The organism is Arthrobacter sp. 9MFCol3.1 (genome assembly GCF_000620385.1).
Taxonomy (GTDB): Bacteria; Actinomycetota; Actinomycetes; order Actinomycetales; family Micrococcaceae; genus Arthrobacter.
Window position 1 is genome coordinate 273,839 of record NZ_JIBJ01000003.1, and the last position, 25,391, is coordinate 299,229.

Consider the following 25,391-nt stretch of genomic DNA (forward strand, 5'->3'; position numbering starts at 1 on the left):
ACGGCCGAACGCCTGAAAGGACCCCTGACATGAGAAGCCTCCGCATCCTGACGCCCTACGAAACCGAACTCGCCGATGCCCTGTTCGAGGCGATGTTCCCCTCCGACGGGGACAGCCCCGAGACCCGCGACGCGGGGGTCACCGACTACCTCGACCTGACGCTGGAAGGTTACGGACGCAAGGACCTCCCCCGCTACCAATGGCTCTTCGGCGCCCTGGACCGCTACGCGGAGGACAAGCACGGAAGGAACTTCGCCGCACTCACGCTGGACGAACGCACCGACGTGCTGGACCTGCTCGAACAGGGGGAACTGACCGATACGCTGCCCATGCAGGAACAGCGGGATCTCTTCGGCCTCGTTGTCGCCCACATGCAGGAGGGTCTCTTCGCCGACCCGGCCCACGGCGGAAACAAGGACGCCGTCGGCTGGAAGTTCCTCAAGCACCCCGGCGTCTGGCTGGAAAACTCGGCCGCGGAAAACCTCAGCACCGAACACGCGACCAAGGGCGGGGTCATCAAGACCCTCGCCGACGCGATGCAGGAAATCCCCCGCGACACCGAGGGCCACAAGCTCAAGCAGCTCGGCTACGAAAACGCCGTCAACCCCCAAATGACCGACGAAGTGGACGTCCTGCTCGTCGGCGTCGGCGCCATGGGCGGACTCAGCGCCCAGGTCTTCGCCGAGGCGGGCCTAAGCGTCGTCGGCCTGGAAGCCGGCCCGTTCCGCCCGCTCGACGAGTTCCTCCCCGACGAACTCGAACACGCCTACTACACCCGTGGCGGCCTGGGCCCGAAGTTCCAACAGGAGACGCCGCGCTGGCGCGAAACCGCGGACGAGGAAGACAGCCGCGAGGCAACCTTCTCCCTGGGCCGCATGGTCAACGGCGTCGGCGGATCCGCCGGGCACTACGGATCCTGGCTGCGCCGCTTCCACCCCTGGCAGTTCGCCCCCAAGAGCCACTACGACGGGCTCTACGGACCCGGCGCCCTGCCCGAGGACTGCACCCTGGCCGACTGGCCCGTGACCTACGAACAGCTCGAGCCGTTCTACACCAAGCTCGAGCACCTGATCGGCATCGCCGGCGACGAATCCAACCCGTTCGTCAAGCGCAGCAAACCGCTCCCCCTGCCGCCAACGCGCCCATTCATCCTGGGAAACAAGTTCACGGAGACGACCAAGGCTGCAGGCCTCCACCCGCACCCCGTCCCTGTCGGATTCACCACCGAATCCTATGGAGGGCGGCCCGCCACCGGCTACAGCGCCTGGAACAACGGCCTCGGCTCCTTCCGCGGCGACCGCTGGCACCCCGGACTCGGCCCCGTGCCCGCGGCCATCGAAACCGGCAACTTCGAATTGCGCACCCACGCCCGCGTCACCCGGATCATCATGGACGACTCCGGCGCCGCCCGCGGCGTCGAGTGGGTCGATCCCCTCGGCCGCGTCCGGCGCCAGTACGCCCGCGCCGTGATCCTCTCCGCCTACACGTACGAAAACCTCCGCCTGATGTACCTCTCGGCCGATTCCCGGCACGAGAACGGACTCGGCAACAACACCGGGCAGCTGGGCCTGCACTACATGACCAAAATGTTCGGCCACGTCGATGCGCTCTTCCCCGGCACCGAATTCAACCGGCACACCGGCCCGGCCGCGCAGGGCGTCGTCCTGGACGACTTCCTCTCCCCCGAGTTCCGCTCCCTGGACCACGGCTTCATCGGAGGCGCTACCCTGGGCGCCGAGCAGCAGGCCCTGCCACTGCAGATCGCCCGCGAAACCCTCCCCGGGGACGTCCGCCGCTGGGGCGCCGGCTACCGCGACCACCTGAAACTGTGGTCCCAGCAGGGCGTGATCAGGATCCAGCCCGACGCCCTGCCCTACGCCTCGCACCGGCTCGAAATCGATCCCCGGCACCGCGACTCCTCGGGCCTGGGCATGCCGCTGGTCCGCGTGACTTACCGGTTGCGGGACAACGAGCGCCGCCTGGCCTCCTGGATGGCGGACAAGGCAACAGGCCTGCTCAAAGACATGGGCGCCACCAAAACCTGGCAGGGCCCGTACTTCACCGGCGTCGGCTCCAGCCACGACCTCGGCGGCGCCCGGTTCGGCCATGACCCCGCCGGTTCCGTCCTGGACGAACACCTCGCCGTCCACGACACCCGCAACCTCTACATGTACTCCGGCGCCGCCTTCCCCAGCTGCCCCGGCATCAACCCCACCCTGAGCATCTGGGCCATCGTCATGCGCGCGGCAGAACACCTCGCCGGCGAACTCGGCGGCCAGCGAAAGGACCAGCCATGAGCACCGCAACCACACCCGTCACCGAGCAAGTCACCGTCGAATACTCAGAAGACGGCCACACCGCCACCATCCTGATCGACCGGTCCGCCAAGCTGAACGCCCTGACCCTTGGACTCCTCGAGGACCTGGCGGCGGCGGCCCGCGAAGTGTCCGCCTCGGCCGCGCGGCTGGTCATCGTCCGCACCGCCGGTGACAAAGTCTTCTGCGTCGGAGCCGACATCAACCACTTCGCCGACCTGTCCGCGGCAGGGATGTGGCGGAACTGGATCGCCACGGGCCACCGGGCGTTCGATGCCCTCGCCGGACTGCGGCAACCCAGCATCGCGGTCATCGACGGCCTCGCGTTCGGCGGCGGCCTGGAACTCGCCCTGGCCTGCGATTTCCGCGTCATCGCCGCCGAAGCACGCGTTGCCCTGCCCGAGACCGGCCTCGGGACCGTCCCAGGCTGGGGCGGCACCGAACGCGCCACCGAGCTCGCCGGCCGGGCCAGGGCCAAAGAACTGGTCCTGACCCGCCGTCAGCTCTCCGGCGAGGAGGCCCTCGCCTGGGGCCTGGCCACGGCCGTCGCACCCAAGGACGCACTGGAGCAGACCGTGGCCAAACTCAGCGCCGACCTGCTGGCAGGCGCACCCCTGGCCGTCCAGCTGGGAAAGCAGCTGATCGACGCCGCAGCCGACGGCGCCCCCTCCCGCGTGCTCGAAGCCCTCGCCGGCGGCCTGGCCGCCGCCACCGATGACCTGGCCGAGGGCGTCGCAGCCTTCCGGGAAAAGCGCACCCCGCACTTCACAGACAACTGACACCGCCCCGCGGACCCACACACTTTCAAAGGACACACGAGATGGAAACCAAGAACTACACCCTTGACGACGTCGAGCCCACCTACCGGCCGATGATCATCGACGGCGAAGACGCCCAGACCCGAAGCGGAGAGACGTTCACCCGGCTGAGCCCCGCCCACGAAATCGAGGTCAGCTCCTACCCCCAGGGCACCCAGGAAGACGTCGACCGCGCCGTCACCGCCGCCCGACAAGCCCTGGACCGCGGCTGGCGGCAGTCCACCGGGTCCGAGCGGTCCAAGCTACTGCTCAAAGTCGCCGACCTCGTCCGCCGCGACGCCGAAGCACTGGCACTGGCCGAAACCCTCGAAACCGGCAAACCCATCACCCAGTCACGCAGCGAAGTCGCCGGCACCGCCGAGTTGTGGGAATACGCGGCGAGCCTCGCCCGCAACACCCAGGGAGACGCCCACAACGCCCTCGGACGCGACACCCTCGCCATGGTCGTCCACGAACCCATCGGCGTCGTCGGCATGATCACCCCTTGGAACTTCCCGCTGCTGATCATCAGCCAGAAACTGCCCTTCGCCCTGGCCGCCGGCAACACTGCCGTGGTCAAACCCAGCGAAAGCACCTCCGCGACCACGGTCATGTTGGGACAACTCATCCGCGAGGCGGGCTTCCCGGCCGGCGTGGTCAACATTGTCACCGGCGACCGGGTTGTCGGCGCGGCCATCGCGGAGCACCCGGGAATCGACATGATCAGCTTCACCGGTTCCACCGGTGTCGGCAAGGGCATCGCCTCCGCCGCGGGCCGTGACCTGAAGAAGGTCGAACTTGAACTCGGCGGAAAAAACCCACAGATCATCACCGCGAACGCCGACTTCACGGCCGCGGTCGACGCCGGCGTCTTCGGCGGCTACTTCAACGTCGGCCAGTGCTGCAACTCCGGCAGCCGGCTCATCGTGCACCGCTCCATCGCCGATGAATTTGCCGCCGCCGTCGTCGAACGCGCCAAGCACATGCGCGTCGGCGATCCGCTGAAGGCCGACACGCTCGTCGGGTCCCTCGTCAACGACGCCCAGCTCGCCGTCGTCGAACGCTACGTCGCCGAGGGCCGCGACGCCGGCGCCCGCCTGCTCACCGGCGGAGACCGGCTCGAAACCGGCCTCAATGGCCGCTTCTACCAGCCCACCGTCTTTGCTGACGTCACAGCAAGGATGTCCATCGCCACCGATGAAATCTTCGGGCCCGTCCTGTCCGTGCTGCCCTACGAGACTCTCGAGGAGGCCATCGGAATCGCTAACTCCACCTCCTTCGGACTCTCCGCCGGGATCTGGAGCAACGACATCAACGAAGCCCTCACCGCAGCCCGTGACCTGCGCGCCGGCACCGTGTGGGTCAACCGCTGGATGGACGGCTACCCCGAAGTGCCGTTCGGCGGCTACGGACACAGCGGCATCGGCCGCGAACTCGGCCGCCAGGCCCTGGACGAATTCAGCGAACTCAAGACCATCCAACTCCAGGTCGGCATCCGCGAAAACCGCTGGGTTGACGCCCCCGATGCACCCCGCCGCTGACCGTCTGCACCATTGCACCCTTGTGAACCCTTACCTTCTGAAACACCGCACCATCCAAAGGAAACGAACATGACCGCCACCGCAACCACCGCACCGGCACACGCCTCCGCCGTGCTGCCCACGATGCTGCCGCTCACGCTCCCGACAGGCTACGAAGTACCGGCGGAGTTCGCCGACGCCGCTGCCAAAGCCTGGAAGACCGCCGCCGCAAAACTCAGCGGGCTCATCACCAGTCACCCGGACCGGTTCCCCCTCTACACCGAGGAAGGCAGGTGGGTGGTCGACGGTGAAGCATGGACCAACTGGTGCGAGGGGTTCCTCGGCGGACAGCTCTGGATGCTGTCCCGCCGGGCCGATCAGGCCGACCGGGCCCGCTTCCGCGGAGCGGCCGAACACTACTCCGAGCTCATCGAAGAGCGTAAGAGCGATGACACCGTCCACGACCTCGGCTTCCTCTTCTGGTCCACCTACCGGCGCTGGTTCGAAGCTACCGGTGACACGGCCAAGCGCGACGTCGTCGTGGAAGCCGGACGCACCACTGCCAGCCGGTACCGCGCAGCCGGCCGCTACATGCCCAGCTTCCGCCAGCCCGACAGTCTGTTCATCGACATCATGATGAACATCCACATGGCCCTGTATGCCGCGCAGCAAACCGGGGACCAGGACATGGCCCGCAAGGCCGTGGACCACTGCCTCACCACCCGCCGGTTCCTCATGCGCGGGGACGGCTCGGCATCCCACGAAGGCATGTTCGACCTGGAAACGGGCGCCTTCATCAAGCAGACCACCCAGCAGGGCTTCTCCGACGACGGATCCTGGGCACGCGGGCAGGCCTGGGCCCTCTACGGCTTCGGCACCGTGTACCGCTTCACCGGCGACCGCCGCTTCCTCGAAACCGCCATCGCCGCCGCCGACTTCTACATCGAAAAGACCGGCGGCCGCCTCGTTCCCCCCAACGATTGGGAAGAACGCGCCCCCGTCCGGCCCTACGAAACCTCAGCCGCCGCAGCCGCAGCAGGGGGCTTCTGGCAGCTCGCCGGCCTCGTCCAGGACCGCTCCAAGGCCCAGGTCTACGCCGACTACGCCGTGAACATCCTCCGCCGCCTCACCGACGAGGACTTCCTCGCCAGCCCGGACGAAGCCTGGGAAGGCGTGCTCAAGCACGGCAGCTACCACGAAGGCAAGGACCTGGGCGTCGATGAATCCGTCATGTGGGGCGATTACTGGTTCCTGGACACCGTGGACCAGATCCAGCAGTTCACCGAGGCACAGCAAGGGCTCTGATTTCCTCTGCTGGCACGCCCACTGGGCCGCCTTGTCCGTGAAGGCTCTCACCGGACAAGGCGGCCGCCAGGCAGGGAAGAAGGCACGCGTCCTCACCGATTCCGCCAATTGCGGGCCTGCGAGCGCCGGCGCGCCCGATAGCCGCCACATCAGCCCTGACGGCGATGCGGACGCGATAGCCGTCTATTCAACGAGGGCTGGTTGCCCGACGCTCAGCCATAGCCAACGACAAGCAGGCAGGGAATTTTCTGCCGGACAGGAGCACCATGATGATTACTGCTTCGACGCGTATATGCGGTAGCTTTGCGACTCCCAATCGCTCCACGCCGGTGCCTGTCATGCACAACGCGGGGTTCAACGCCCTCGGCGTCGACTTCCGCTACTTCGCGTTCGAACCCAGCGAAATCGGCGCAGCGATGAACGCGGTTCGTTCCCTGGACTTCGCCGGAGCGACGGTATCGACGCCATACAAGCAAACCGTCATCCCCTATCTCGACGAGATCGACCCCGTGGCAGCGGCGATCGGTGCCGTCAACGTCGTGCACAACCAAGACGGCCGCCTCGTGGGCTACAACTCCGACTGGATTGGAGCTGTCGTCGCCGTCCAGGAACACGGCGACCTCCGCGACGCCCGCGTCGGCGTACTCGGTGCCGGCGGCGCAGCGAGGGCCATCGCCTACGGTCTGGTCAAGAGCGGCGCCAACGTGGCAATCTTCAACCGATCCTCGGCCACCGGCACTGCGCTCTCAGCCGATCTCGGCGTCACATACGGCGGGTCCCTTGAAGACGCAGGCACTGCAGCCTGCGACGTGATCATCAACGCGACCTCCTTCGGCCATGGCAACGACGATGACGTCCCCGTGCCGGCTGCGGCCTTCAGCGCCACGAGGGTGGTCATGGACATCGTCGTACGGCCTACCGTTTCACCCTTTCTTGCGCGCGCGTCACGTTCCGGCGCGACCATCATCGACGGCGTCCGCATGCTCGTTCTCCAAGGCGCCTTCGCCTTCGAGAAGTTCACCGGCCTGCCCGCACCAGTCGACGTCATGCAGAACGCCGTAGTCGAGGCCCTCTCACCGAACTGAAGATCATCCAGCTCCAGGTCGACATCCGCGAAAACCGCTGGGTCGACGCCCCGACGCACCCCGCCCCTAGGACCCTCACCCTGAAGGAAGTAGCAGCTATGACAACCACAACCTCCTCAGTTCCCGTAAACGCCGAAGCACAGCGGAGACGGTGATCACCATGTCCTGGGAAACCATCGACGAGGCACCCCTTCCGGAAGCGACGGCAGAACCAGCGCTCCCGGACGAGGTGATCCGGACCGACATCGCCATCATCGGCTCCGGCATGGGCGGCGGCACCATGGCGTACGCCCTGAAAGACTCCGGCGCCAAGATCCTCATCATCGAACGCGGCCACCGGCTGCCCGCGGAACCGCAGAACTCCGACCTGGACGAGGTCTACCTCAAAGGTCGCTACAAGAACGCCGACACCTGGTACAACGGGCGCACCGGGGCGCCCTTCAAACCAGGGGTGTATTACTGGGTGGGAGGAAACACCAAGGTCTACGGTGCCTGCCTGCCCCGCTTCCGCGCCAGCGACTTCGACGAAACACAGCACCACGACGGAACATCCCCGGCCTGGCCCTTCAGCTACGCCGACCTCGAACCGTACTACACACGCGCCGAGCAGCTCTTCCAGGTCCGCGGACAGATCGGCGAGGACCCGACAGAGCCGGTTCACTCCGAGGCCTACCCGCACCCGGCGCTGGACCATGAACCTGCAATCCAGGCTCTAGCGGATTCGTTGCGGCGCCAAGGGCTGCACCCCTTCCGGATGGCCAACGGATTGGACGCGGACACCCCCGAAAAGCGCGCCCTCTGCGCCACCAGTGACGGCGCCCCCAACGAGGCCGGGCTGAAGTCCGACGCCGAAAAGATCGCCATCAACCCGGCGCTCGACAGCGGCAACGCCACCCTGATGACGGACACCAAAGTCATCCGGCTCATCCCGGGACCGGACGGACGCACCATCGTCGCCGTCCTGGCAGAACACAATGACCAGATCATCCGGATTGAAGCGGACAAGTTCATCCTCGCCGCCGGCGCAGTAAACTCGGCAGCGCTGCTGCTCCGGTCGGCAACGAAGGACCACCCCCGCGGCCTGGCCAACTCTTCAGGTATGGTCGGCCGAAACTACATGGTGCATAACAGCACCTTCTTCATCGGCATCAACCCGGTCAAAGTCAACAAGACCCTCTGGCAGAAAACCCTGGGCCTAAACGACTGGTACGAGTCCGGCCCCACCAACCGGTATCCCCTGGGCAATCTGCAGATGCTCGGGAAACTGCGGGCCAGCATGCTCAAGATGGCCCGCAGCTGGGCACCGACCCCAGTCCTCAAAGCGATGTCGGACCGCAGCATCGACATCTACCTCACCACGGAGGACCTTCCCCGGACGACGAACGGCATCAGCGTCGTCAACGGCAAGATCCAGGTGTGGTGGGAGCCGAACAACCTCGACCCCCACAAGGAGCTGGTCCGCCGGGTGAAGAAGGCCGTACGGAGAGCCGGGTACCCCGTGATCTTCAGGGAACGGATGGGCATCGAAACCAACTCCCATCAGTGTGGAACAGCCGTGGCAGGCCACGACCCCAAGACCAGCGTCCTTAACCCGGACTGCCGCGCCCACGACCTGGACAACCTCTGGGTCGTTGACGGCTCCTTCTTCCCCTCTTCCGCGGCCTTGAACCCCGCCCTGACCATCGCGGCCAACGCCCTCCGCGTCGCGGACAGCCTCCTCGCCGCAAACCAAGAGTCCGGCCGGACAAGCGAGTCTGCGACGAACACGCCCCGGGACAGAATTCTGTGAACTCCGGGACCAGTACGGTGCACCTCCGCCGCCCCCGAAATCGGAGTCTGATGATCAGGGGTTTATGGATGGGGATTGGTAAAGTCGAGGGGCGGGGAGCGCCGCTTCTTCGCCTATCGACCCACCGGCAGGATTCCAGCATGGCCCCGCGCATCACCCTCGAAGACGTGAGCAAGGCTGCCGGCGTCTCACGTTCAACCGCTTCACTCGTCGTTCGCGGCGACTCCCGCATCCCGGAGTCCACAGCCGTCAAGGTACGCGAAGCCATGAACACGCTGGGGTACGTCTACAACCGGCAGGCCGCCAACCTGCGCCAAAGCCGGTCAATGACGATCGGACTCATCGTCACCGAGATCATCAACCCATACTTCGCCGAGCTGGCCATGGCCGTCGACCAGATCACCCACGACGCCGGCTACACCATCTTTATCGGCTACAGCCGGGACAATGCCGAGCGACAGCACGAGATCATCGCCTCCATGATCGAACGCCAGGTCGACGGGCTCCTCCTGCTCCCGGCCCCCGACACCGATCCGGAAAAGCTCGCCAAACAGGTCAACGCCGCCAACGTCCCGGTAGTCTTGCTAGCCCGCCATTTCCCTAGTTTCGACTATGTGGGCAGTGAAAACGTCAAGGGTGCCACGATGTTGGGGAAACATCTTGCCGCCCTGGGCTGCAAGAGCGTGGCATTCATCGGTGGCCGCGCCGCATCTTCCCTCACGGAACGGGAGGAGGGCCTCCGCACGTCGCTCGAGCCCCACGGATGTGAGGTGTGGAGCACGGACGAGCTCCGAAGCGCCATCACTCCCGAAGGAGGCACCGCTGCTGTGGGCCGGCTCCTCGACCAAGGCCGCCTGCCGGACGCGCTCATCGCCTACAACGACGCCGTGGCGCAGGGAATCTACGACGAACTGCGCCGCCGCGGACTCGAACCCGGCCGCGACATCGCCGTCGCTTCTTTCGACGACACGCGCATTGCAGCCAGCCAGATCCCCCCGCTCACGTCCGTGGCAGGATTCCCTCAGCAGATCGGCGCCAAGGGCACCGAATTGCTGATGAACCGTCTGGCCGACGGAAACGCCGACATACAAAACCAACTGGCCCTCATCGAGCCCCAGCTGAAAATCCGGTCCTCAACCGCCACCTGGCGCCCCCGGACCTGACTCAGTCGAGGCCTGCACCCCTCGCGGCCCGGCGCACAGCCGGTCCAGCAGACAGGAAACTACGACTCATGATGCACGAAACCATCCGCGTCCCCGAGGCTGACTTTGACCCGGATTCGCCGGACGAACAGCCCGTAGCCGCTCTGCAGTCCCTCATTCAACGCCTCGAATACGAAGTCGATGCCCTGCATCTGAACAGCTTCAGCCAAGCGGACGCTCTCGCACTGGGTCTCCTGCTCATTGAGCTTGCCACACAGAGAAACCTCCCGGTCGCCATCGACATCCGCCGAAACAGTCACATCCTCTTTCACGTCTCTCTGCCTGGAGCGACTCCCGACAACGACATCTGGATCCAGAGAAAGAGCAGTACAACGGAGCGGTACGCCGAACCGTCCCTCCTCGTGGGCCTTAAGGGCCGGCTCGGCGGCGGACGCCTCGAAGACAACGGTTGGTTCGACCAGACACGCTTCGCCTCCCACGGCGGAGCCTTCCCGATATATGTGAAGGACACAGGGCATGTCGCCACAGCGACCGTGTCCGGACTGCCACAAAAAGCCGACCACGACTTGGTCGTGGAGGCCCTGACAACTTTTCGGGGACTTTCCAGGTAACGGTGGATCCACGACACCGAGACGGCCGGCAGCAGCTACTCGGTCAGTCAATAAGGGCCGAGAAGGAGACCTGTGCGTTGGATGCGGCCGCCCTGACCAGCCTGCCTCCTCCAGCTGAATCTGCCGCCCGAAAGCCGGTTCCCACCGCGACACCCGCCCGCAGATCATTGGCGGCATCAGTGGTCCAACGAACGGGACCGGGCAGCGCCATGCAAGGCGCTTGCGGGTCTGGGCGCCCCCAAAGACCCGATCAATGGTGGCCACGGCGAGACCGGAAGGAACAGGAACGGCCGGGACCGAACGAAGCCCTGGCGGCCGTCCGGCCTGCACAATCTGGTCGTCACCAACCTCGCGGTTTGCCCCGGTCCCAGTCGCGAACCCCGGGATTACCGGCGACCGCGCCAGATCCACAAGCGGCGCCCCGGTCTCCGAAGGGACATTGGTGAAGATTCCATCACCGTGGCATGAACCCCTCAGGTTCTCTAGGCCCGGACACCGTTCACCCCCGCCGATTCCGCCCGCGCCCATCGGCTGGCCGAACTGGCCGAGCTCACTGAACTGACGCGCAGACACGCTGCCCGCCCTCTGCCACAGAAAGCCCAGTAGTTACAGCCGTCCCGGAAATGACCGAATCACGCGCCGCTCCCCGTGTCGCAGGCTGCTGAATAGGGCAGTTTCATTCACGCCGTCACGCCGCCCCCGAACCAAGTGCAGCCTCCGGCCGGCTCATCGTTTCTGCCTTAGCAGCAAAGGCACGCGACCCAACCTGTGAAGCCGGCCGCGGACCGCAGGCGTCGATCCTTCACGCTGTCCGACCGACTTGACGTGAACGAAAGGTGAATTGTTGCTCCTGGGCAACTTGGGCCGTGCGCCGCCTGCTATCGTCATGCCAGAGGGCACACCCGGCGCGGCGCATGACGTCTCAGAGGGTCGGTGGACCAGGTCGCTGGCCGCCATCCGGGCATGTCTTGAGAGGTTCAGCCGGCAGCGCTTCCTTGGGAGGACCCCATGTCCGAGAACACGACGACGCCGCCCGCGGAACCCCGGGGTGTCACCGCTGAGCATGCCCGGCTGGCCCAGGCCACCGGGGCCGCGGAAGATGACCTGTTCGCGGCGAATCCCTGGTACGAGTGGGGCCCTTACCTGTCGGAGCGGGCCTGGGGCACGGTCCGGGAGGACTACAGCGACAACGGCGACGCGTGGGAGTATTTTCCGCATGATCATGCCCGGTCCCGTGCGTTCCGATGGAACGAGGACGGCATGGCGGGGCTGTCCGATATTCACCACGACCTCTGCTTGGGGCTGGCGTTGTGGAACGGGGCCGATCCGATCCTGAAGGAGCGGATGTTCGGGCTGACCGGTCCGCAGGGCAATCACGGGGAGGACGTCAAGGAATACTGGTGGTACCCGGATGCGTTGCCCAGCCACGCATGGCTGCGGTGGCGGTACCACTACCCGCAGGCAGCGTTTCCCTATCAGCAGCTGATCGATGAGAACGCCCGTCGTTCCCGGGACGAACCCGAGTTCGAGTTGCTCGATACCGGTGTTTTCGACGGCGGCCGGTACTGGTCCGTGGATGTCGCATACGCCAAGGCCTCGCCGACCGAGGTACTTGCCCGGATCACCATCGAGAACCATTCGTCCGAGGAACAGGTGCTGTCGGTGTTGCCAACCCTGTGGTTCCGCAACTCATGGCGGGTCTCGGGCGCGGAGGCGCCGTCGTTGTTCCTCGACGGCGACGGGGTGGCGGTCGAGCACCCGCGGTTGTCCGGCTACCGGCTCGATGCCGAGCCCACAAGAGAGGGAGTCCGGCCGCAGGCATTGTTCTGCGACAACGAGACGAATACCGCCCGGCTGTTCGGGGCGGCTCCGGTCACCGCCTACCCAAAGGACGGCATAAACGACCACGTGGTTTCCGGCGCGGACACCGTGAATCCGCAACACACCGGTACCAAGGCGGCCTGGTGGTATCAGCTCACCGTGCCGGGCGGCGGGCGGACCGAGCTGCGGCTGCGGCTGCACCGGCCGGTCGCGGACCAAACCACACACCCCGCCGGCTGGTTCGACTCCTATTTCGATGACGTCATGGCAGCCCGGGAGCGGGAGGCGGACGAGTTCTACGCCGCGATCGCCCCCGCTGAGATCGGTGCCGAGCCGATGCAGGTCATGCGCCAGGCCTGCGCGGGGCTGGTCTGGAGCAAGCAAATGTACCCGTATCGGGTCAACCGGTGGCTGGATGGCGACCCCGGCCAACCGGTCCCGCCGGCGGGGCACCGTAACGGCCGGAACACGGGGTGGCGGCATCTGGACTCGTTCGACGTGCTGGCCATGCCCGACCCTTGGGAGTACCCGTGGTTCGCGGCCTGGGACCTGGCATTTCACTCCGTCACCTGGGCGCACCTGGATCCCGCGTTCGCCAAATATCAGCTGCTGGTTCTCCTGCGGGAGTGGTTCCAGCATCCTAACGGGGCGCTGCCGGCGTACGAGTGGAGCTTCGACGACGTCAACCCGCCGGTCCACGCGCTGGCGGCCATCCGGGTGTTCGTCATCGACGGCGGCACCGACCTGGACTTCCTGGAACGGGTGTTCCAGAAGCTGCTGCTGAATTTCACCTGGTGGCTCAACCGTCAGGATCCTGACGGGAACAACCTGTTCGGTGGCGGCTTTTTGGGTTTGGACAACATCAGCCCGATCGACCGCTCGCACCTCCCGCCCGGCTTCAGGCTGGACCAGGCCGACGGCACCGCGTGGATGGCGTACTACTCCGTGGCCATGCTCACCCTGGCCACCAAACTCGCCGAACACGACGCCGTCTATGACGACATGGTGGTGAAATTCCTGGAACAGGCCGTGCTGATCATGGACGCGCTCGAGGATTCAGGCTGCTATGACACCGAGGACGGCTTCTTCTACGACCGGCTCACCGACCCCGACGGGAACAGCGTCTCGATCAAGGTACAGTCGCTCGTCGGGCTGATCCCGGCGCTGCCCGCGGTCGCGCTCCCCACCCGGAACACGGACCGGGTCCACAGGCTGCGGAAGCGGTTCGCCCGCCGGTTGGAACAGACCGACCGGCACGAAATCCTTGATTGGCAGGTCCGTGGCACCGGGGACTCCCGGCGTACGCTGCTCTCGGTGGTCCCGAGGGACAAACTCGCCCGGCTGCTGGAAAATCTGTTCGACGAGGAGGCATTCCTGTCTCCCCATGGCCTCCGGTCGATCTCCAAGCGGCACACCACCCCCTACACGGTCCCGGGGCTGCCTACCGCGGTCATCCAGTACGAACCGGCCGAATCGCACACCGCGATGTATGGCGGCAATTCCAACTGGCGGGGACCGGTGTGGTTGCCGGTCAACTACCTCATCATCCGGGCCCTGCTGCAATACGACCAGTTCGTCGGTCCCGACTTCACCGTCGAATACCCCACCCGGTCCGGTCAGCACCTGACCCTTCGGGAGATCGCGGGTGACCTCACCGATCGGCTGGTGAGCATCTGGCTCCCCGGCCCGGGCGGACGCAGACCCGTTTATGGTGGCGTGGACCTGCTGCAGAACGATCCCGCGTGGAAGGACAACCTGCTGTTCTACGAGTACTTCCACGGCGACAACGGCGCCGGCCTCGGCGCCATGCACCAGACCGGGTGGACTGCCCTGGTCGCGGACCTTCTCCTCGACCCGCCCCGCCACAGCCAACGGATGGTGTTCCCGGAAAACCCTGCCCCAAAGATCGCGACAGAACCGCCGGAGGCGGAACAGGGAACCGATGTCCAGCGAGACTGACGGCGCATCCCGCGTCCTCAAAGTCATGACCTGCGAGGAGCTGTGATGGACGAGATGGAAGCGGCGGTCCGGCCGCCGGGCCTGCCGCGGCCGGTGGCCCACCCGTTTATCTACGAGATCAACACCTGGGCATGGCTTGAATCGATCAGCGTGGAAGAAGGCAGACCCGTCGATCTGGGCTCCGTTCCGACACGGCACTGGGACGACATCGCCGGTCTGGGCTTCGATGCGGTCTGGTTGATGGGGGTCTGGCGCCGCAGCCCCGCCGGAATCGCGATCGCACTGGCAAATCCGGCCCTCCGCTCCGATTTCCAGGCCGCTCTTCCCGATTGGCGCGCCGACGACGTCGTCGGCTCACCCTACTGCGTCATGGACTACGCGGCCGATAACCGCCTGGGTGGCCCGGAAGGGCTTTCCGCCGCGAGGGCGGAACTGGCGGCGCGGGGTCTCCGCTTGATCCTGGACTTCGTGCCCAACCATGTCGCCCCGGACCACCCGTGGACCACGGAAACACCCGACCTCTTCGTCCAGGGAACGGCCACGGACCGGGACCTGGATCCGGCGTCCTTCGTCGAGGTCGGCGGCCGGGTGCTCGCCAACGGGCGGGATCCCTACTTCCCGGCCTGGCCGGACGTCGTTCAGCTCAATGCCTTCGCCCCAGCCCTGCGCACAGCGGCCGCTGAGACGCTCAGATCGATCGCCAGTCAGTGCGATGGAGTTCGTTGCGACATGGCGATGTTGATGATGAACGACGTGTTCGCCCGCACCTGGGGTGCCCGCGTCGGTCCGGCACCGGGCACGGACTACTGGCCAACCGTGATCGACGCCGTCCGCGAAACCCACCCCGGTTTCGTCTTCCTCGCGGAAGCCTACTGGGATCTTGAATGGTCCCTGCTCCAGCAGGGCTTCGACTACTGCTACGACAAGCGTCTGTATGACCGCCTTCTCGGCGTCAATGCCGAGGAGGTGCGGCTGCACCTGCAGGCAGAGCCCGCCTACCAGAACGCCCTTGTCCGGTTCGTGGAAAACCACGACGAGCCACGGGCAGCGACGGCGTTCGGAGCCGGCCGCGCAGAGGCGGCGGCCGTGGCGGCACTGACCCAGACCGGGGCCCGGCTCATTCACCACGGCCAGCTGCTGGGCTGGCGGGTACGCCTCCCGGTGTTCCTCGGCCGTTTCCCCAACGAGCCGACCAATGACCAGCTGGCGGGCTTCTACCGCCGGCTCCTGGCCGCCGTTGCCGACCCGACCTTCCGGGACGGGCACTGGCAACCCTGCGAACGGTCGGGATGGCCGGGCGACAACAGCTTCGAAAACCTCGTCGCCTGGAGCTGGGACGGCGCCACACGGTGGCTGATCGTCGTAAACCTGAGCGACGCGCCCGCAACAGGCCGCATAAAGGCACCGTGGCCGGACCTGCGCGGACACCTGTGGCAGCTGACCGACCCGACCCGGGAGATGAGTTTCGACCGCGCGGGCGAGGACCTCGTCGGCGGATTGTTCATCAAACTCGACGCATGGCAATGGCATCTTCTCCGCCTCGATCCATCGCCAGAACGCGCTGACCACAACTGACCGGCCCCGGAGCGCCCGCCGTCGTCGTCCGGAAGGACGGGCGACGCTCGCCATCTTCGCACTCCAGCGATCCGCCGTCGGAGGGCAACGCCACCTGGAAAGGAGCTCGGAATGGGTGGAAACGCCGTCATAGGCCGGACGAAACAGGAACTGGGCAGAGTGCTGGTGCCGCTCGCCCTAGCCCAGTTCATCTGCAGCTTCGCGGGCTCGAACATGAACGTGATGATCAACGACATGAGCCAGGATCTGAACACAACCGTCAAGGGAATCCAGACGGCCATCACGATCTTCCTGCTGGTCATGGCCGCGCTGATGATTCCGTGCGGCAAGCTGACCGACCTCTGGGGCCGCAAGAGACTGTTCATCATCGGACTCTCGCTGTACGGGGTCGGGGCAGTGACGAGCGCGCTGGCGCCGAACCTGTTCGTGCTGATCCTGGGCAATTCGATCCTGGAAGGTGTCGGCACGGCGCTGCTGATCCCACCCGTCTACATCCTGACGACCCTGCTGTTCACGGACATAACCTCCCGTGCCTGGGCATTCGGAGTGATCAGCGGCATGGGCGGAATCGGGGCGGCCGCGGGACCGCTGATCGGCGGGCTCATCACTACCGCGATCAGCTGGCGGGCTGCATTCATCTTCCAGGCACTGATCATCGTGATCATCATCTTCCTCAGCCGCCACGCAGTTCAGGACCCCGTGCCTGCGGATCCAAGCAAGCCGTTCGACTCCATGGGCGCCGTACTCTCTGCCACGGGGCTGGTGGTCCTCGTCACCGGCATCATGCTCGCCGACAACAACCTGCTGCTAATGGCGATCTTCATGGCTGCTGGCGCACTGCTGCTGCTCTGGTTCTTCACCCACGTGCGCGCCAAGGAGCGCAAAGGCGAGGAGCCCCTGCTGTCCACCGCGCTCTTCCGGAATCGAACATCGAATCTCGGCCTCATCACGCAGAACGTGCAATGGCTCATCCTGCTGGGGACCTCATTCGTCGTGTCGGCATACCTCCAAGTCGTGCGAGGTTACAACGCGATCGAGACCGGGGTGATCTTCACGGCGGCCACCGCCGGCATCCTGGCCTCGTCGATCGCGGCAGAGCGGCTCGCGAAGAGGCACGCGCAACGCACCCTGGTCATCGTCGGCTTCATCGTCACCCTGTGCGGTATCGCCTTACTCGTCGCCATGGTCTACGGGAATCCGAGCGCATGGGCTTTCAACCCCGGGCTCCTGCTAATCGGGCTCGGAGTCGGTGCGATGCTGACCCCGTCCGTCAACCTGGTCCAATCGAGCTTCCCCAATGAGCTCCAGGGCGAGATCTCCGGCCTGTCGCGCAGCGTATCGAACCTCGGCTCATCCCTCGGCACCGCCGTCGCCGGAACAATCCTGCTCACCTGGTCATACGGCAGCGCGATGATCACCCTCGCCGGCCTGGGACTCGTCGGACTCGTAGCAGCATTCATGCTCCCAACCAACCTGGTTCCAGCGAAGCCCGGCCACCCACCCGACTGGCCCGACCGGCACCACCTGACGTATCGAGCACCGCTTCCAGCCCGCGGCGCCTCGCGGGCGGCCCTTGCCATCCCCGCGGCCGTTCGGGATGATGCCTAGGCGCGGTGCTTTAGTGCCTAAGCCGAAAGGGGAGCCAATGCTGCAGGCATTTGGCTGGGGTCTGCTTGCCGGGTCCTCGTACTTCCTAGGTGGACTGCTAGCCCTGCGGTGGCGCGTTGGCAACAGCGTCCTGCTCGGCATCCTGACCGGGCTCGGTGCCGGCGCCCTGCTCTCGGCTGTCGCCTACAAGCTCGTCGCCGAGGCCGGGCGGCTGGCCGGCGGAAGCGGTTATGTCGGGGTGGGACTGATCGGCGGGGCCGTGGCGACGGCGTGGGTGGTGACGGGTGCCGTGCGCGGCCGGCGGCTGTCCGAACCTCCCGTCCACGAGCCCAGGTTCCTTGTGATCGGGCTGTCCGTGGTCGCCGAAGCGGTAGTTATCACTGGGGCGCTACTCAGCGGCTACGGCATCAGTGCGGCGGTGCTGGCCGCTGTCTTCCTCTGCGGCGTGCCCGAGGCCATGGCCGACACCGGACCGCTGCGCAAATCAGGCATGACCACCCGCCACGTCATGACCGCCTGGCTGGCCATGACGTTCTTGTGCGCCGCGTCGGTGGCCGTCTTCATGGTGCTGCTGCGGGGAGCCCCGCCCGAGGTGGTGGCCTTCGCGCTGGCCTTCGCCGGCGGCGGCATCCTGACAAATGTAACGACCCGTATGGTACCGGAGGGGCTTCGGGACGCCGGTGCCGCCACCGGCATCGCGATCGCCGTTGGCTTCGGTCTCTCGTTCGCTCTTGTGGAGATCCTCGGCGGCCACTGAAGCCGCGGCCGGCCTCTTCCCTCGGCTTTCCCGGGACCGGCATGACGCAGAAGACATCACGGCCACGGCCTTCCTCGAGCTTTGGAACGTGACATCTTCCAGATTCCAGCAGAATTTCGGGTCTGTGATTGTCACGGACCAGGCTTCAAGTCGATCCTCAGACCTTCGTGTCACGACCCTTGCATGGGACGTTGAGAAGCTGTGATCAATCCACTTCGGTTTTCCGTCGTCCTCTGCCCAGATGCTGGGAGGTTGATGGTTCTATGAAACGGGAGTTCCGAGCAGGTCTTCTACGTAGCGTGGTCAGTCCTGGATTTGACGCCTCGAGCAAAAGCCGGGACCCGGGGGGCCCTCGATGTTGCGTCCGACCGTGTCCGGCGTAGGCAAGTTTCGGCGGATCGACCACGCTGGGCCGGCCAACAAAAATGGGCCCCAAGGGGCCCACACGGGAGATTTGTACACATTCAGGGGCCCACAAGCCCCTGGACAGGGAAAACACGTGCCCGAGGTGGGACTCGAACTGCTTTCGCTCCCCCGCAAACACTCGACTCCCCCGGAAACATAAGGAATCCGGCCCGATCCGACCCACACACGGCGCGATCCGAAGCCCGAAGTGTGGACGTTGTACACACTTCCTTTGCCACGTTCCAGGCAACCCAAACGCTGCGTAGGACCCAGCGAAAAGGCCAGCCAACAATGCTGAAGTAAACTTCCCGCCTCCATAAACCAACCGGCTGGTGTAGGCGCCGAAGCCTTGCCCAGGAAGCTGGCAGCGGCGATGCCCAGGCCCATTTCTCCCCGGACCGCCGCCAGCAGCGGGGACAAGCCGGTGACGGCGTGCCGCAGGGTGTTGGCCAGGAGCACGATACCCACGATGAGCACGAAACGGCCGCGCCTGAGGCTGCCCGCCGGCGGAACGGCGATAACGGGGAGTGCGTTTGTCCCGGCGGGGCGGCCGGCGGCTGGCGCCTGCGGCGCAATATGCCTCGCGCTCCTTAGACTGCGGCTTTGGAGTCGCCGTCGATGGGGAACATCTGGCCGGAGATGGTGCGGGCGTGCGGGCCGGCGAGGAAGAGGATCAGGGCGGCGATGTCGTCGGGGTTGATGAATTTCTTCACCGACTGGTTGGCCATCGCGGAGTCGACTTCCTCCTGAACGGTGCGGCCGGAGATGGACGCACGGCCCTCGAAGACGCTCATGATGCGCGGGCCGTCCACGGCGCCCGGGTGGATGGTGTTCGACGTAATGCCAAACGGGCCCAGTTCCATGGCGAGCGTCTTTGCGAATCCGACCAGGCCCCACTTGGTTGTGGAGTAAGCAACCCGGTTCGGGTAGCCGAACCGGCCGGCCAGGGAAGACATGGTCACGATGGACGCGGCGTCGGATTCCTTCAGCAACGGAATAGCCCGCTGCGTGACATTAAACGTGCCCTGCAGGTTGACTCCAATGACCGCGGCGAAAGCGCCGGCGTCGTATTCCTCGACCGGGGCGGTGGGGCCGGCGATGCCGGCGTTGTTGACCAGCACATCCAGACCGCCAAGCTCCTTCTGGACGTCCTGGAACAGGGCGGCGACGGCGTCGGGGTTACTGACGTCCGTCACTGATCCGGTGATGTCCGGGCTACCGGCGCTGGCTGCGGCCACGGCTTCGGCATTGATGTCGGCGATGTGAACCCGGGCGCCGGCAGCTGTAAAGGCCTTGGCGGCGGCAAGGCCGATCCCGCTGGCTCCGGCGGTGATGAGTACGCGTTGTGACATTGATGTTTCCTAGTCGGTGGTTGGGTCAGGCTCAGGCTACGCCCAGGCCAAGCAGCCGGATGGCGTTCTCGCGCATGATCAGCGGACGGACTTCCGGTTTGATGGCCAGTTTCTCAAAGTCGGCGATCCAGCGGTCCGGCGGAATCATGGGGTAGTCGGAGCCGAAAAGGACCTTGGTCCGCAGCAGCGAGTTCGCGTACTGCACCAGCTGCGGCGGGAAGTACTTCGGGGACCAGCCGGAGAGGTCGATGTAGACGTTGGTGTGGCGCGCCGCGACCGCCAGTGCCTCGTCCTGCCAGGGAAACGACGGGTGGGCCATGATGATCTTCAAGTCCGGGAAGTCCACGGCCACGTCATCGAGCACGAGCGGGTTGGAGTATTTCAGCCTGATCCCGCCTGAGCCCGGCATGCCCGAACCGATCCCGCTCTGCCCCGTGTGGAAGAGCGCAGGAACCCCCAGTTCCTGAATTGCCTCGTAGAGGGGGTAGGCCATGGGATCGTTCGGGAAAAATCCCTGCAGGTTGGGGTGGAACTTGAACCCCTTGACACCAAATTCCTCCACCAGGATCTTCGCTTCCCGCACACCCTCCTCGCCGCGGGCAGGGTTGATGCTGGCAAAGGGAATGAGCACATCCGAATGCTCCGCAGCCTGGCGGGCAATCTCGCGGTTGGAGATCGGCGGATGCCCGGTCTGGGATTCGTGGTCCACCGTGAAGACGACGGCGGCCATGTTGCGTTCGCGGTAATGGGCGGCCACGCTGTCGACGTTCAACGGTTCGTGCGAGGTGCCGAAGTGCTTGCGGGCAGCTTCGCGGAAGTCTTCCGGCATGTCGGTGTGGCCGTGGCCGTCGGCTTCAATGTGGACGTGCATGTCGATGGCAACGAGGTCGGAAATATTCATCGGATTCACGTTTCTGGTGGTGGTCATGCGGCGAACGCCTTCTGGATGAGCCGCACTGTCTCGCCAACATCTTCCGGTTTGACGAGCACGCCCGGGTCCATGGCCTCGCCCAGCACAGCGCCCTGGATGACCCGCTTGAGCGGGATTTCCAGCCGCTTTCCTGAGGGGTTGCGGGGAATGCTGGGAACGAAGACGACGTCGTCGGGGACGTGGCGGGGTGACAGTTCCGTTCGGAGCGCCCGGCGGACCGCCGCCTCCAGCTGTGCGGTATCGGCACCTTCCTGGGCTTCAACGAGCAGCGCCAGGCGGCCCATTCCCCCTGCCGGGTCCTCAAAGTGCAGCACCATGCTGTCGTTGACCTGTGGCAGGCCATCGAGAACGGCGTAGAACTCGGCCGTGCCCAGGCGTACACCGCCCCGGTTCAGGGTGGCGTCCGACCGGCCGGAAATCACCCAGGTCCCGCGTTCGGTCTCGATGAGCCAGTCACCGTGCCGCCAGACGCCCGGGTAGGCGCTGAAGTAGCTGTCGGTGTAACGCTCGTTGTCCGTGTCGCCCCAGAAGAAGACAGGCATGGAGGGCATGGGCTTCGTGGCTACGAGCTCGCCGGCTATGCCGTGCAGCGGGTGGCCGTCCCGGTCCCAGGACTCCACCGACACGCCCAAGGGCCGGCAGGACATTTCGCCTGCATAGACTCCGGTCAGCGGGCTGCCGCCCAGGAATGCGGCACAGATATCGGTGCCCCCGGAGGTGGGTGCGAGCACCAGGTCCGGGCTGACGTCGTCGTACACCCAGGCCGCGACGTCCGCCGCGAGCGGCGAGCCCGAGCACTGGATCTCGCGGAGCCGGCTGAGGTCCCAGGTGGCGCCCGGCGTAAGTCCGGCGTGGGCGCAGGCGGCGAGGTAGGCCGATCCCGTGCCCAGGTAAGTGGCTTCGGTCTCGGCCAGTACCGCCCACTGGGACCATTCGCCGTCGAGCGTTGGCCAGTTGGGGTCCCCGTCCATGAGGACGACGGCGGCGCCGGTCAGTAGGGTGGAGATGCCCAGGGTCCACACCATCCAGCCGGTGGTGGTGAACCAGAACGCGGTGTCCTTCGGGCCCATGTCGAAGTGCAGCCCCATGGCCTTGAAGTGTTCCAGCAGCAGGCCGCCGTGCGAGTGGACGATCGCCTTGGGTTTGCCCGTGGTTCCGGAGGAGAACAGGACGGTCAGCGGGTGGGAGAACGGCACGGCCTCGAAGCGGATGCCGGCGCTCTCAGCGGTGAAGTCGCGGTAGGCAATGGTGTTGGCCGGCACCTGGCAGTCCTGGTCGAGATACGGGAGCAGCACCACCTGGGTGTCCGGCAGTTCCATCCGGATCCGCACCAGGTCATCCGCCCGGGACAGATCCTTCTTTCCCCACCGGTAGCCGTCGACGGCGATGATCAGTTTGGGTTCGAGCTGGCTGATCCTGTCGACCACGGATTTGGGGCCCATTTCGGGCGGCACGGAGCACCAGATGGCGCCCAGGGCCGTCGTGGCCAGGTAGGCCGCGAGGGTCTGCGGAATGTTCGGCAGATAGCCGGCCACGCGGTCCCCCGCCATGATGCCCTGGCGGACCAGCCCCTGCTGGATGCGCCCGATCTCCTCCAGCAGCCGGCCGCCGGTCCATTCGGAACGGCCGGCAGTCTGGCTCCGGGACTTAACCATGACGTCGTCCTGGCGGCTGCGGACTGCACGCACTATGTGTTCTGTGTAGTTGATCGTGGAACCCGGGAACCACTCCGCCCCCGGCATCTTGCGGTCGCCCAGGACTGCCTCGTAGGGGGTGTGGGAGATGATCTCGAAGTGGTCCCAGACCTCGGCCCAGAACTCTTCGAGGTTGTCCACGGACCACTGCCACGCGTCCTCGTAACCGGCGAAGGTCCGGCCGGTCTTCTGCTCGACGGCGGCCAGGAAGCGGCCCATCCGGGAGCCGGACCATTCTTCACGATTGGGGGCGGCTCGCAGCAGGTCGCCGGTTTCAACTGAACGCATGGATTTTCCTTCGATGTCTTGACAGGGAGATTATGGGTTCCGCTTACGCGGCAGGCGAGGTGGGAGCCAGGGCGGTGTCCGCCAGGGCCGGCGGCTGGGTGCGCTTGAGCGACATGCCGAGCGAAACGATGCACAGGGCGGAGGTCGCCAGCGGGATGGCGAACAGGAAGAAGATGCGCTCCGGCTGCCAGCCGCCGGAGATCAGGTAACCCACCAGGATGGGGGCCACGATGGAGACCAAGCGGCCCAGCCCGATCATCCAGCCGATACCGGTGGCCCGTGCCCTCGCGGTGTAAACATCGGGTGCCACAGCGTAGAAGCCGGCAATCGCGGCGGTGGTGAGGATCCCGAGGAACAGTGCGACGACGAGGGCGACGTTGACCTGGGTGAAGACCACGCCGAAGAGCAGGTAGGCGACGGCGGCCAGAACCAGGGCCCAGACGAGCAGGAGCCGGCTGCGGTACTTGATGGCGAGTGCGCTGAAGATGAAGCAGCCGAGGATGCCGCCCGCGTTGGCGATCACACCGATGGTCACCCCCAGGGAGTCATTGCCGGAGGCTACCGCAACGATCTTCGGAGTCCAGGTGTTCGCGAAGTAGTAGGCCGCGACGAGGCAGGCGTAGCCGATCCACAAAGCCAGCGTCCGGAAACGGGTGGGCCGGCTCAGGATCTCGCCCACCGCGCTCTGATGGCGGACGGCAGCCGGAAGGGCTGGCAGTTTGGCCAAAGCCGGCCGGCCGATCTTCGCGAGGATTCCGTTGACCTTGGGCAGGGCACCTGACGGGCGACGGGTCAGCAGGTAGTCGAGGGACTCCGGAAGGAAGCGCCAGGAGATCGCCAGCATCAGGACCGTCAGTGCCGCCCCCACGATGAACACTGAATGCCAGCCGTAGACCGGAATCAATGGGGCAGCAACCAGTCCGCCTACGGTGGCACCGATCGGATAACCGGCGGCGTAGATGCCGATGATGGTGCCCCGACGCTTGTCCGAGGAGTATTCCGACACCAGGACGTTCAGGTTGGCCATCATGCCGCCCACACCAAGTCCGGTGATGACCCGGAAAGCCATCAGCTGCATGGCATCACCGGCGAAAACGGAGAGCACCATACCAACGCTGATGATGACCAGCGAGATCAGGGCCAGCTTCCGGCGGCCGATCTTGTCCGCGAGCGGAGTCAGGAAGATCGAACCCGCGGCCATCCCGAACAGGCTGGCACTGAGCAGGAAGCCGAGGGTGACCGGGTCCAGCCCCCAAGCCCTGGAGAGGCTGGGCGCTGCATAGGCCATCACGGCCACGTCGAATCCGTCAATGAGGATCAGTGTAAGAGCGATCACTACGGCCATTACCTGGAATCGTGTCATCGGTGACTGGCGGATCTGGGTCAAGAAGTCCATGTCTTCTTTCTTGCTGCCTAAGGATGTGGGAGTGGTATGCAGTGAGCCTAGTCACACGGCCTGGACGCGTCCATAAAAATGTTGGAGATTCCTCCTAGCGAAATCATCCGCTAGCCCGGCTGCTACCCGAAGTTGCAGCTCTTTGGCAGCCGGGCACGCGGAATCCGTGGGCTAGTCAGGTGCCAGAGAACCGTGTCACTATTCTGCTATGCAAAATATAGAAAGTCCTTCCAAGCTCGAATCAGTTGACCGGGCGCTCCAGCTGCTGATCATCCTGCGCGGCGGCGAATCCATCAGCGTCAAGGCAGCCGGGGAGCGCCTCGGCGTGGCACCGTCCACGGCCCACCGGCTCCTTGGCTCGCTGGTCGCAAGGGACTTTGCCATCCAGGACCGGGAGCGGCGCTACCGGGCAGGCCCACAGCTGACTCCCCATGGCGAGGCCAATTTCTCCGTGAACCAGCTGCGCCAGGTAGGCCGCCCGGCCTTGCAGAAGCTCTATAGCGACATCAACGACACCGTCCAGCTCATGATTCTGACCGGGCCCCACATCCGCTTCATTGATGGCATCGAGTCAGAAGAGGCACTCCACGTCAAAGCCAGGATGGGGGACCTCATGCCGGCCTACTGCTCCGCCGGGGGCAAGGCCATCCTCGCCGAACTCGGCAACGTCGAGCTGGAGAAAATCTACCGCGGCGGCCTGACGCCGTGGCCCACAGCCCGGATCCACGCCATGCCTGCTCTCAAGCGGCAGCTCGCGACAGTCCGCAAGGCAGGCTATGCAACGAATTTCGAGGAAACGGAGCAGGGGGTCAGCGGCCTTGGCGTGTGCATCAGGGACCCCTCCGGAAAGCCCATCGCCGCCTACACCACAGCCATCCCCACCGCACGGTTCCAGAAGTCGATGGTTGCCGACCACGTGCGGTCGCTCCACGAGGCCGCAGCGATGACAGAGAAGGGCCTGCTGGAAGGGGCCGCCATGCGGGGATAAATTGCGCACAGCAGAATCTCTTCAGATTCCGT

General features: G+C 65.6%; 17 protein-coding genes. 13 read left to right on the top strand and 4 right to left on the bottom strand.

Annotated features, from left to right (window positions below):
- The first annotated feature begins 29 nt into the window (after nt 1-29).
- The 12 genes from C560_RS0101315 to C560_RS22545 all read left to right on the top strand — a co-directional run bounded on the left by C560_RS0101315 (nt 30) and on the right by C560_RS22545 (nt 18,305).
- Entirely contained in the window at nt 30-2,297 is a 2,268-nt protein-coding gene (locus tag C560_RS0101315; protein ID WP_026536836.1) for a GMC family oxidoreductase, read from the top strand.
- The gene (locus C560_RS0101320; protein WP_026536837.1) at nt 2,294-3,094 is read left to right on the top strand and encodes an enoyl-CoA hydratase/isomerase family protein; all 801 of its coding nucleotides are present in this window, start codon (nt 2,294-2,296) and stop codon (nt 3,092-3,094) included. Before C560_RS0101315 ends, C560_RS0101320 begins: the two co-directional genes overlap by 4 nt.
- 41 nt (nt 3,095-3,135) lie before the next feature.
- Nucleotides 3,136-4,653, top strand: coding sequence for an aldehyde dehydrogenase family protein (locus C560_RS0101325; protein WP_026536838.1), 1,518 nt, complete (start codon nt 3,136-3,138; stop codon nt 4,651-4,653).
- A gap of 69 nt (nt 4,654-4,722) precedes the next feature.
- Nucleotides 4,723-5,937 (top strand): glycoside hydrolase family 88 protein, encoded by a 1,215-nt coding sequence (locus C560_RS0101330; protein WP_026536839.1) that lies wholly within the window; start codon nt 4,723-4,725, stop codon nt 5,935-5,937.
- Nucleotides 5,938-6,206: 269 nt separating this feature from the next.
- A complete protein-coding gene (aroE, locus tag C560_RS0101335; RefSeq protein ID WP_026536840.1) occupies nt 6,207-7,022 on the top strand; it encodes a shikimate dehydrogenase in 816 nt (271 codons plus the stop codon).
- A 160-nt stretch (nt 7,023-7,182) separates the two neighbouring features.
- Nucleotides 7,183-8,811: a GMC oxidoreductase gene (locus tag C560_RS20930; protein ID WP_051532965.1), complete on the top strand. Its 1,629-nt coding sequence runs from the start codon at nt 7,183-7,185 to the stop codon at nt 8,809-8,811.
- 140 nt (nt 8,812-8,951) lie between these two features.
- Nucleotides 8,952-9,974: a LacI family DNA-binding transcriptional regulator gene (locus C560_RS0101345; RefSeq protein ID WP_043422240.1), complete on the top strand. Its 1,023-nt coding sequence runs from the start codon at nt 8,952-8,954 to the stop codon at nt 9,972-9,974.
- A 68-nt stretch (nt 9,975-10,042) separates the two neighbouring features.
- Nucleotides 10,043-10,585 (top strand): heme-degrading domain-containing protein, encoded by a 543-nt coding sequence (locus tag C560_RS0101350; protein ID WP_026536842.1) that lies wholly within the window; start codon nt 10,043-10,045, stop codon nt 10,583-10,585.
- 1,008 nt (nt 10,586-11,593) lie between these two features.
- The gene (locus C560_RS20935) at nt 11,594-14,365 is read left to right on the top strand and encodes an MGH1-like glycoside hydrolase domain-containing protein (protein ID WP_081801578.1); all 2,772 of its coding nucleotides are present in this window, start codon (nt 11,594-11,596) and stop codon (nt 14,363-14,365) included.
- A gap of 45 nt (nt 14,366-14,410) precedes the next feature.
- Nucleotides 14,411-15,940, top strand: coding sequence for an alpha-amylase family glycosyl hydrolase (locus C560_RS20940; protein WP_197026082.1), 1,530 nt, complete (start codon nt 14,411-14,413; stop codon nt 15,938-15,940).
- A gap of 111 nt (nt 15,941-16,051) precedes the next feature.
- Entirely contained in the window at nt 16,052-17,548 is a 1,497-nt protein-coding gene (locus tag C560_RS20945; RefSeq protein WP_081801579.1) for an MFS transporter, read from the top strand.
- Nucleotides 17,549-17,585: 37 nt separating this feature from the next.
- Nucleotides 17,586-18,305, top strand: a complete 720-nt coding sequence (locus C560_RS22545) for a ZIP family metal transporter (protein ID WP_026536843.1) — start codon at nt 17,586-17,588, stop codon at nt 18,303-18,305.
- 995 nt (nt 18,306-19,300) lie between these two features.
- Here C560_RS22545 and C560_RS0101375 read toward each other — a convergent pair.
- Genes C560_RS0101375 through C560_RS0101390 form a run of 4 tightly spaced genes read right to left on the bottom strand, consistent with a single transcriptional unit; the run spans nt 19,301 to nt 24,371 of the window.
- A complete protein-coding gene (locus C560_RS0101375; RefSeq protein WP_026536844.1) occupies nt 19,301-20,062 on the bottom strand; it encodes an SDR family oxidoreductase in 762 nt (253 codons plus the stop codon).
- 31 nt (nt 20,063-20,093) lie between these two features.
- Nucleotides 20,094-20,990, bottom strand: coding sequence for an amidohydrolase family protein (locus tag C560_RS0101380; RefSeq protein WP_269320004.1), 897 nt, complete (start codon nt 20,988-20,990; stop codon nt 20,094-20,096).
- The gene (locus C560_RS0101385) at nt 20,987-22,975 is read right to left on the bottom strand and encodes an acetoacetate--CoA ligase (RefSeq protein ID WP_026536845.1); all 1,989 of its coding nucleotides are present in this window, start codon (nt 22,973-22,975) and stop codon (nt 20,987-20,989) included. Before C560_RS0101385 ends, C560_RS0101380 begins: the two co-directional genes overlap by 4 nt.
- A 43-nt stretch (nt 22,976-23,018) precedes the next feature.
- Complete coding sequence (locus C560_RS0101390) at nt 23,019-24,371, bottom strand: MFS transporter (protein ID WP_026536846.1); 1,353 nt, start codon at nt 24,369-24,371, stop codon at nt 23,019-23,021.
- A gap of 208 nt (nt 24,372-24,579) precedes the next feature.
- Between C560_RS0101390 and C560_RS0101395 the strand changes: the two genes are divergently transcribed.
- A complete protein-coding gene (locus tag C560_RS0101395) occupies nt 24,580-25,359 on the top strand; it encodes an IclR family transcriptional regulator (protein ID WP_026536847.1) in 780 nt (259 codons plus the stop codon).
- The last annotated feature ends 32 nt before the right edge of the window (nt 25,360-25,391 follow it).

What these genes read in the sequence shown, in the direction of transcription:
- C560_RS22545 (WP_026536843.1), top strand. Translation starts at nt 17,586, where the DNA reads ATGCTGCAGGCATTTGGCTGGGGTCTGCTTGCCGGGTCCTCGTACTTC.
- C560_RS0101375 (WP_026536844.1), bottom strand. Translation starts at nt 20,062, where the DNA reads ATGTCACAACGCGTACTCATCACCGCCGGAGCCAGCGGGATCGGCCTT.
- C560_RS0101320 (WP_026536837.1), top strand. Translation starts at nt 2,294, where the DNA reads ATGAGCACCGCAACCACACCCGTCACCGAGCAAGTCACCGTCGAATAC.
- C560_RS0101315 (WP_026536836.1), top strand. Translation starts at nt 30, where the DNA reads ATGAGAAGCCTCCGCATCCTGACGCCCTACGAAACCGAACTCGCCGAT.
- C560_RS20945 (WP_081801579.1), top strand. Translation starts at nt 16,052, where the DNA reads ATGGGTGGAAACGCCGTCATAGGCCGGACGAAACAGGAACTGGGCAGA.
- C560_RS0101380 (WP_269320004.1), bottom strand. Translation starts at nt 20,990, where the DNA reads ATGACCACCACCAGAAACGTGAATCCGATGAATATTTCCGACCTCGTT.
- C560_RS0101330 (WP_026536839.1), top strand. Translation starts at nt 4,723, where the DNA reads ATGACCGCCACCGCAACCACCGCACCGGCACACGCCTCCGCCGTGCTG.
- C560_RS20935 (WP_081801578.1), top strand. Translation starts at nt 11,594, where the DNA reads ATGTCCGAGAACACGACGACGCCGCCCGCGGAACCCCGGGGTGTCACC.
- C560_RS0101345 (WP_043422240.1), top strand. Translation starts at nt 8,952, where the DNA reads ATGGCCCCGCGCATCACCCTCGAAGACGTGAGCAAGGCTGCCGGCGTC.
- aroE (WP_026536840.1), top strand. Translation starts at nt 6,207, where the DNA reads ATGATTACTGCTTCGACGCGTATATGCGGTAGCTTTGCGACTCCCAAT.
- C560_RS0101350 (WP_026536842.1), top strand. Translation starts at nt 10,043, where the DNA reads ATGATGCACGAAACCATCCGCGTCCCCGAGGCTGACTTTGACCCGGAT.
- C560_RS20940 (WP_197026082.1), top strand. Translation starts at nt 14,411, where the DNA reads ATGGACGAGATGGAAGCGGCGGTCCGGCCGCCGGGCCTGCCGCGGCCG.
- C560_RS0101325 (WP_026536838.1), top strand. Translation starts at nt 3,136, where the DNA reads ATGGAAACCAAGAACTACACCCTTGACGACGTCGAGCCCACCTACCGG.
- C560_RS20930 (WP_051532965.1), top strand. Translation starts at nt 7,183, where the DNA reads ATGTCCTGGGAAACCATCGACGAGGCACCCCTTCCGGAAGCGACGGCA.
- C560_RS0101385 (WP_026536845.1), bottom strand. Translation starts at nt 22,975, where the DNA reads ATGCGTTCAGTTGAAACCGGCGACCTGCTGCGAGCCGCCCCCAATCGT.
- C560_RS0101390 (WP_026536846.1), bottom strand. Translation starts at nt 24,371, where the DNA reads ATGGACTTCTTGACCCAGATCCGCCAGTCACCGATGACACGATTCCAG.
- C560_RS0101395 (WP_026536847.1), top strand. Translation starts at nt 24,580, where the DNA reads ATGCAAAATATAGAAAGTCCTTCCAAGCTCGAATCAGTTGACCGGGCG.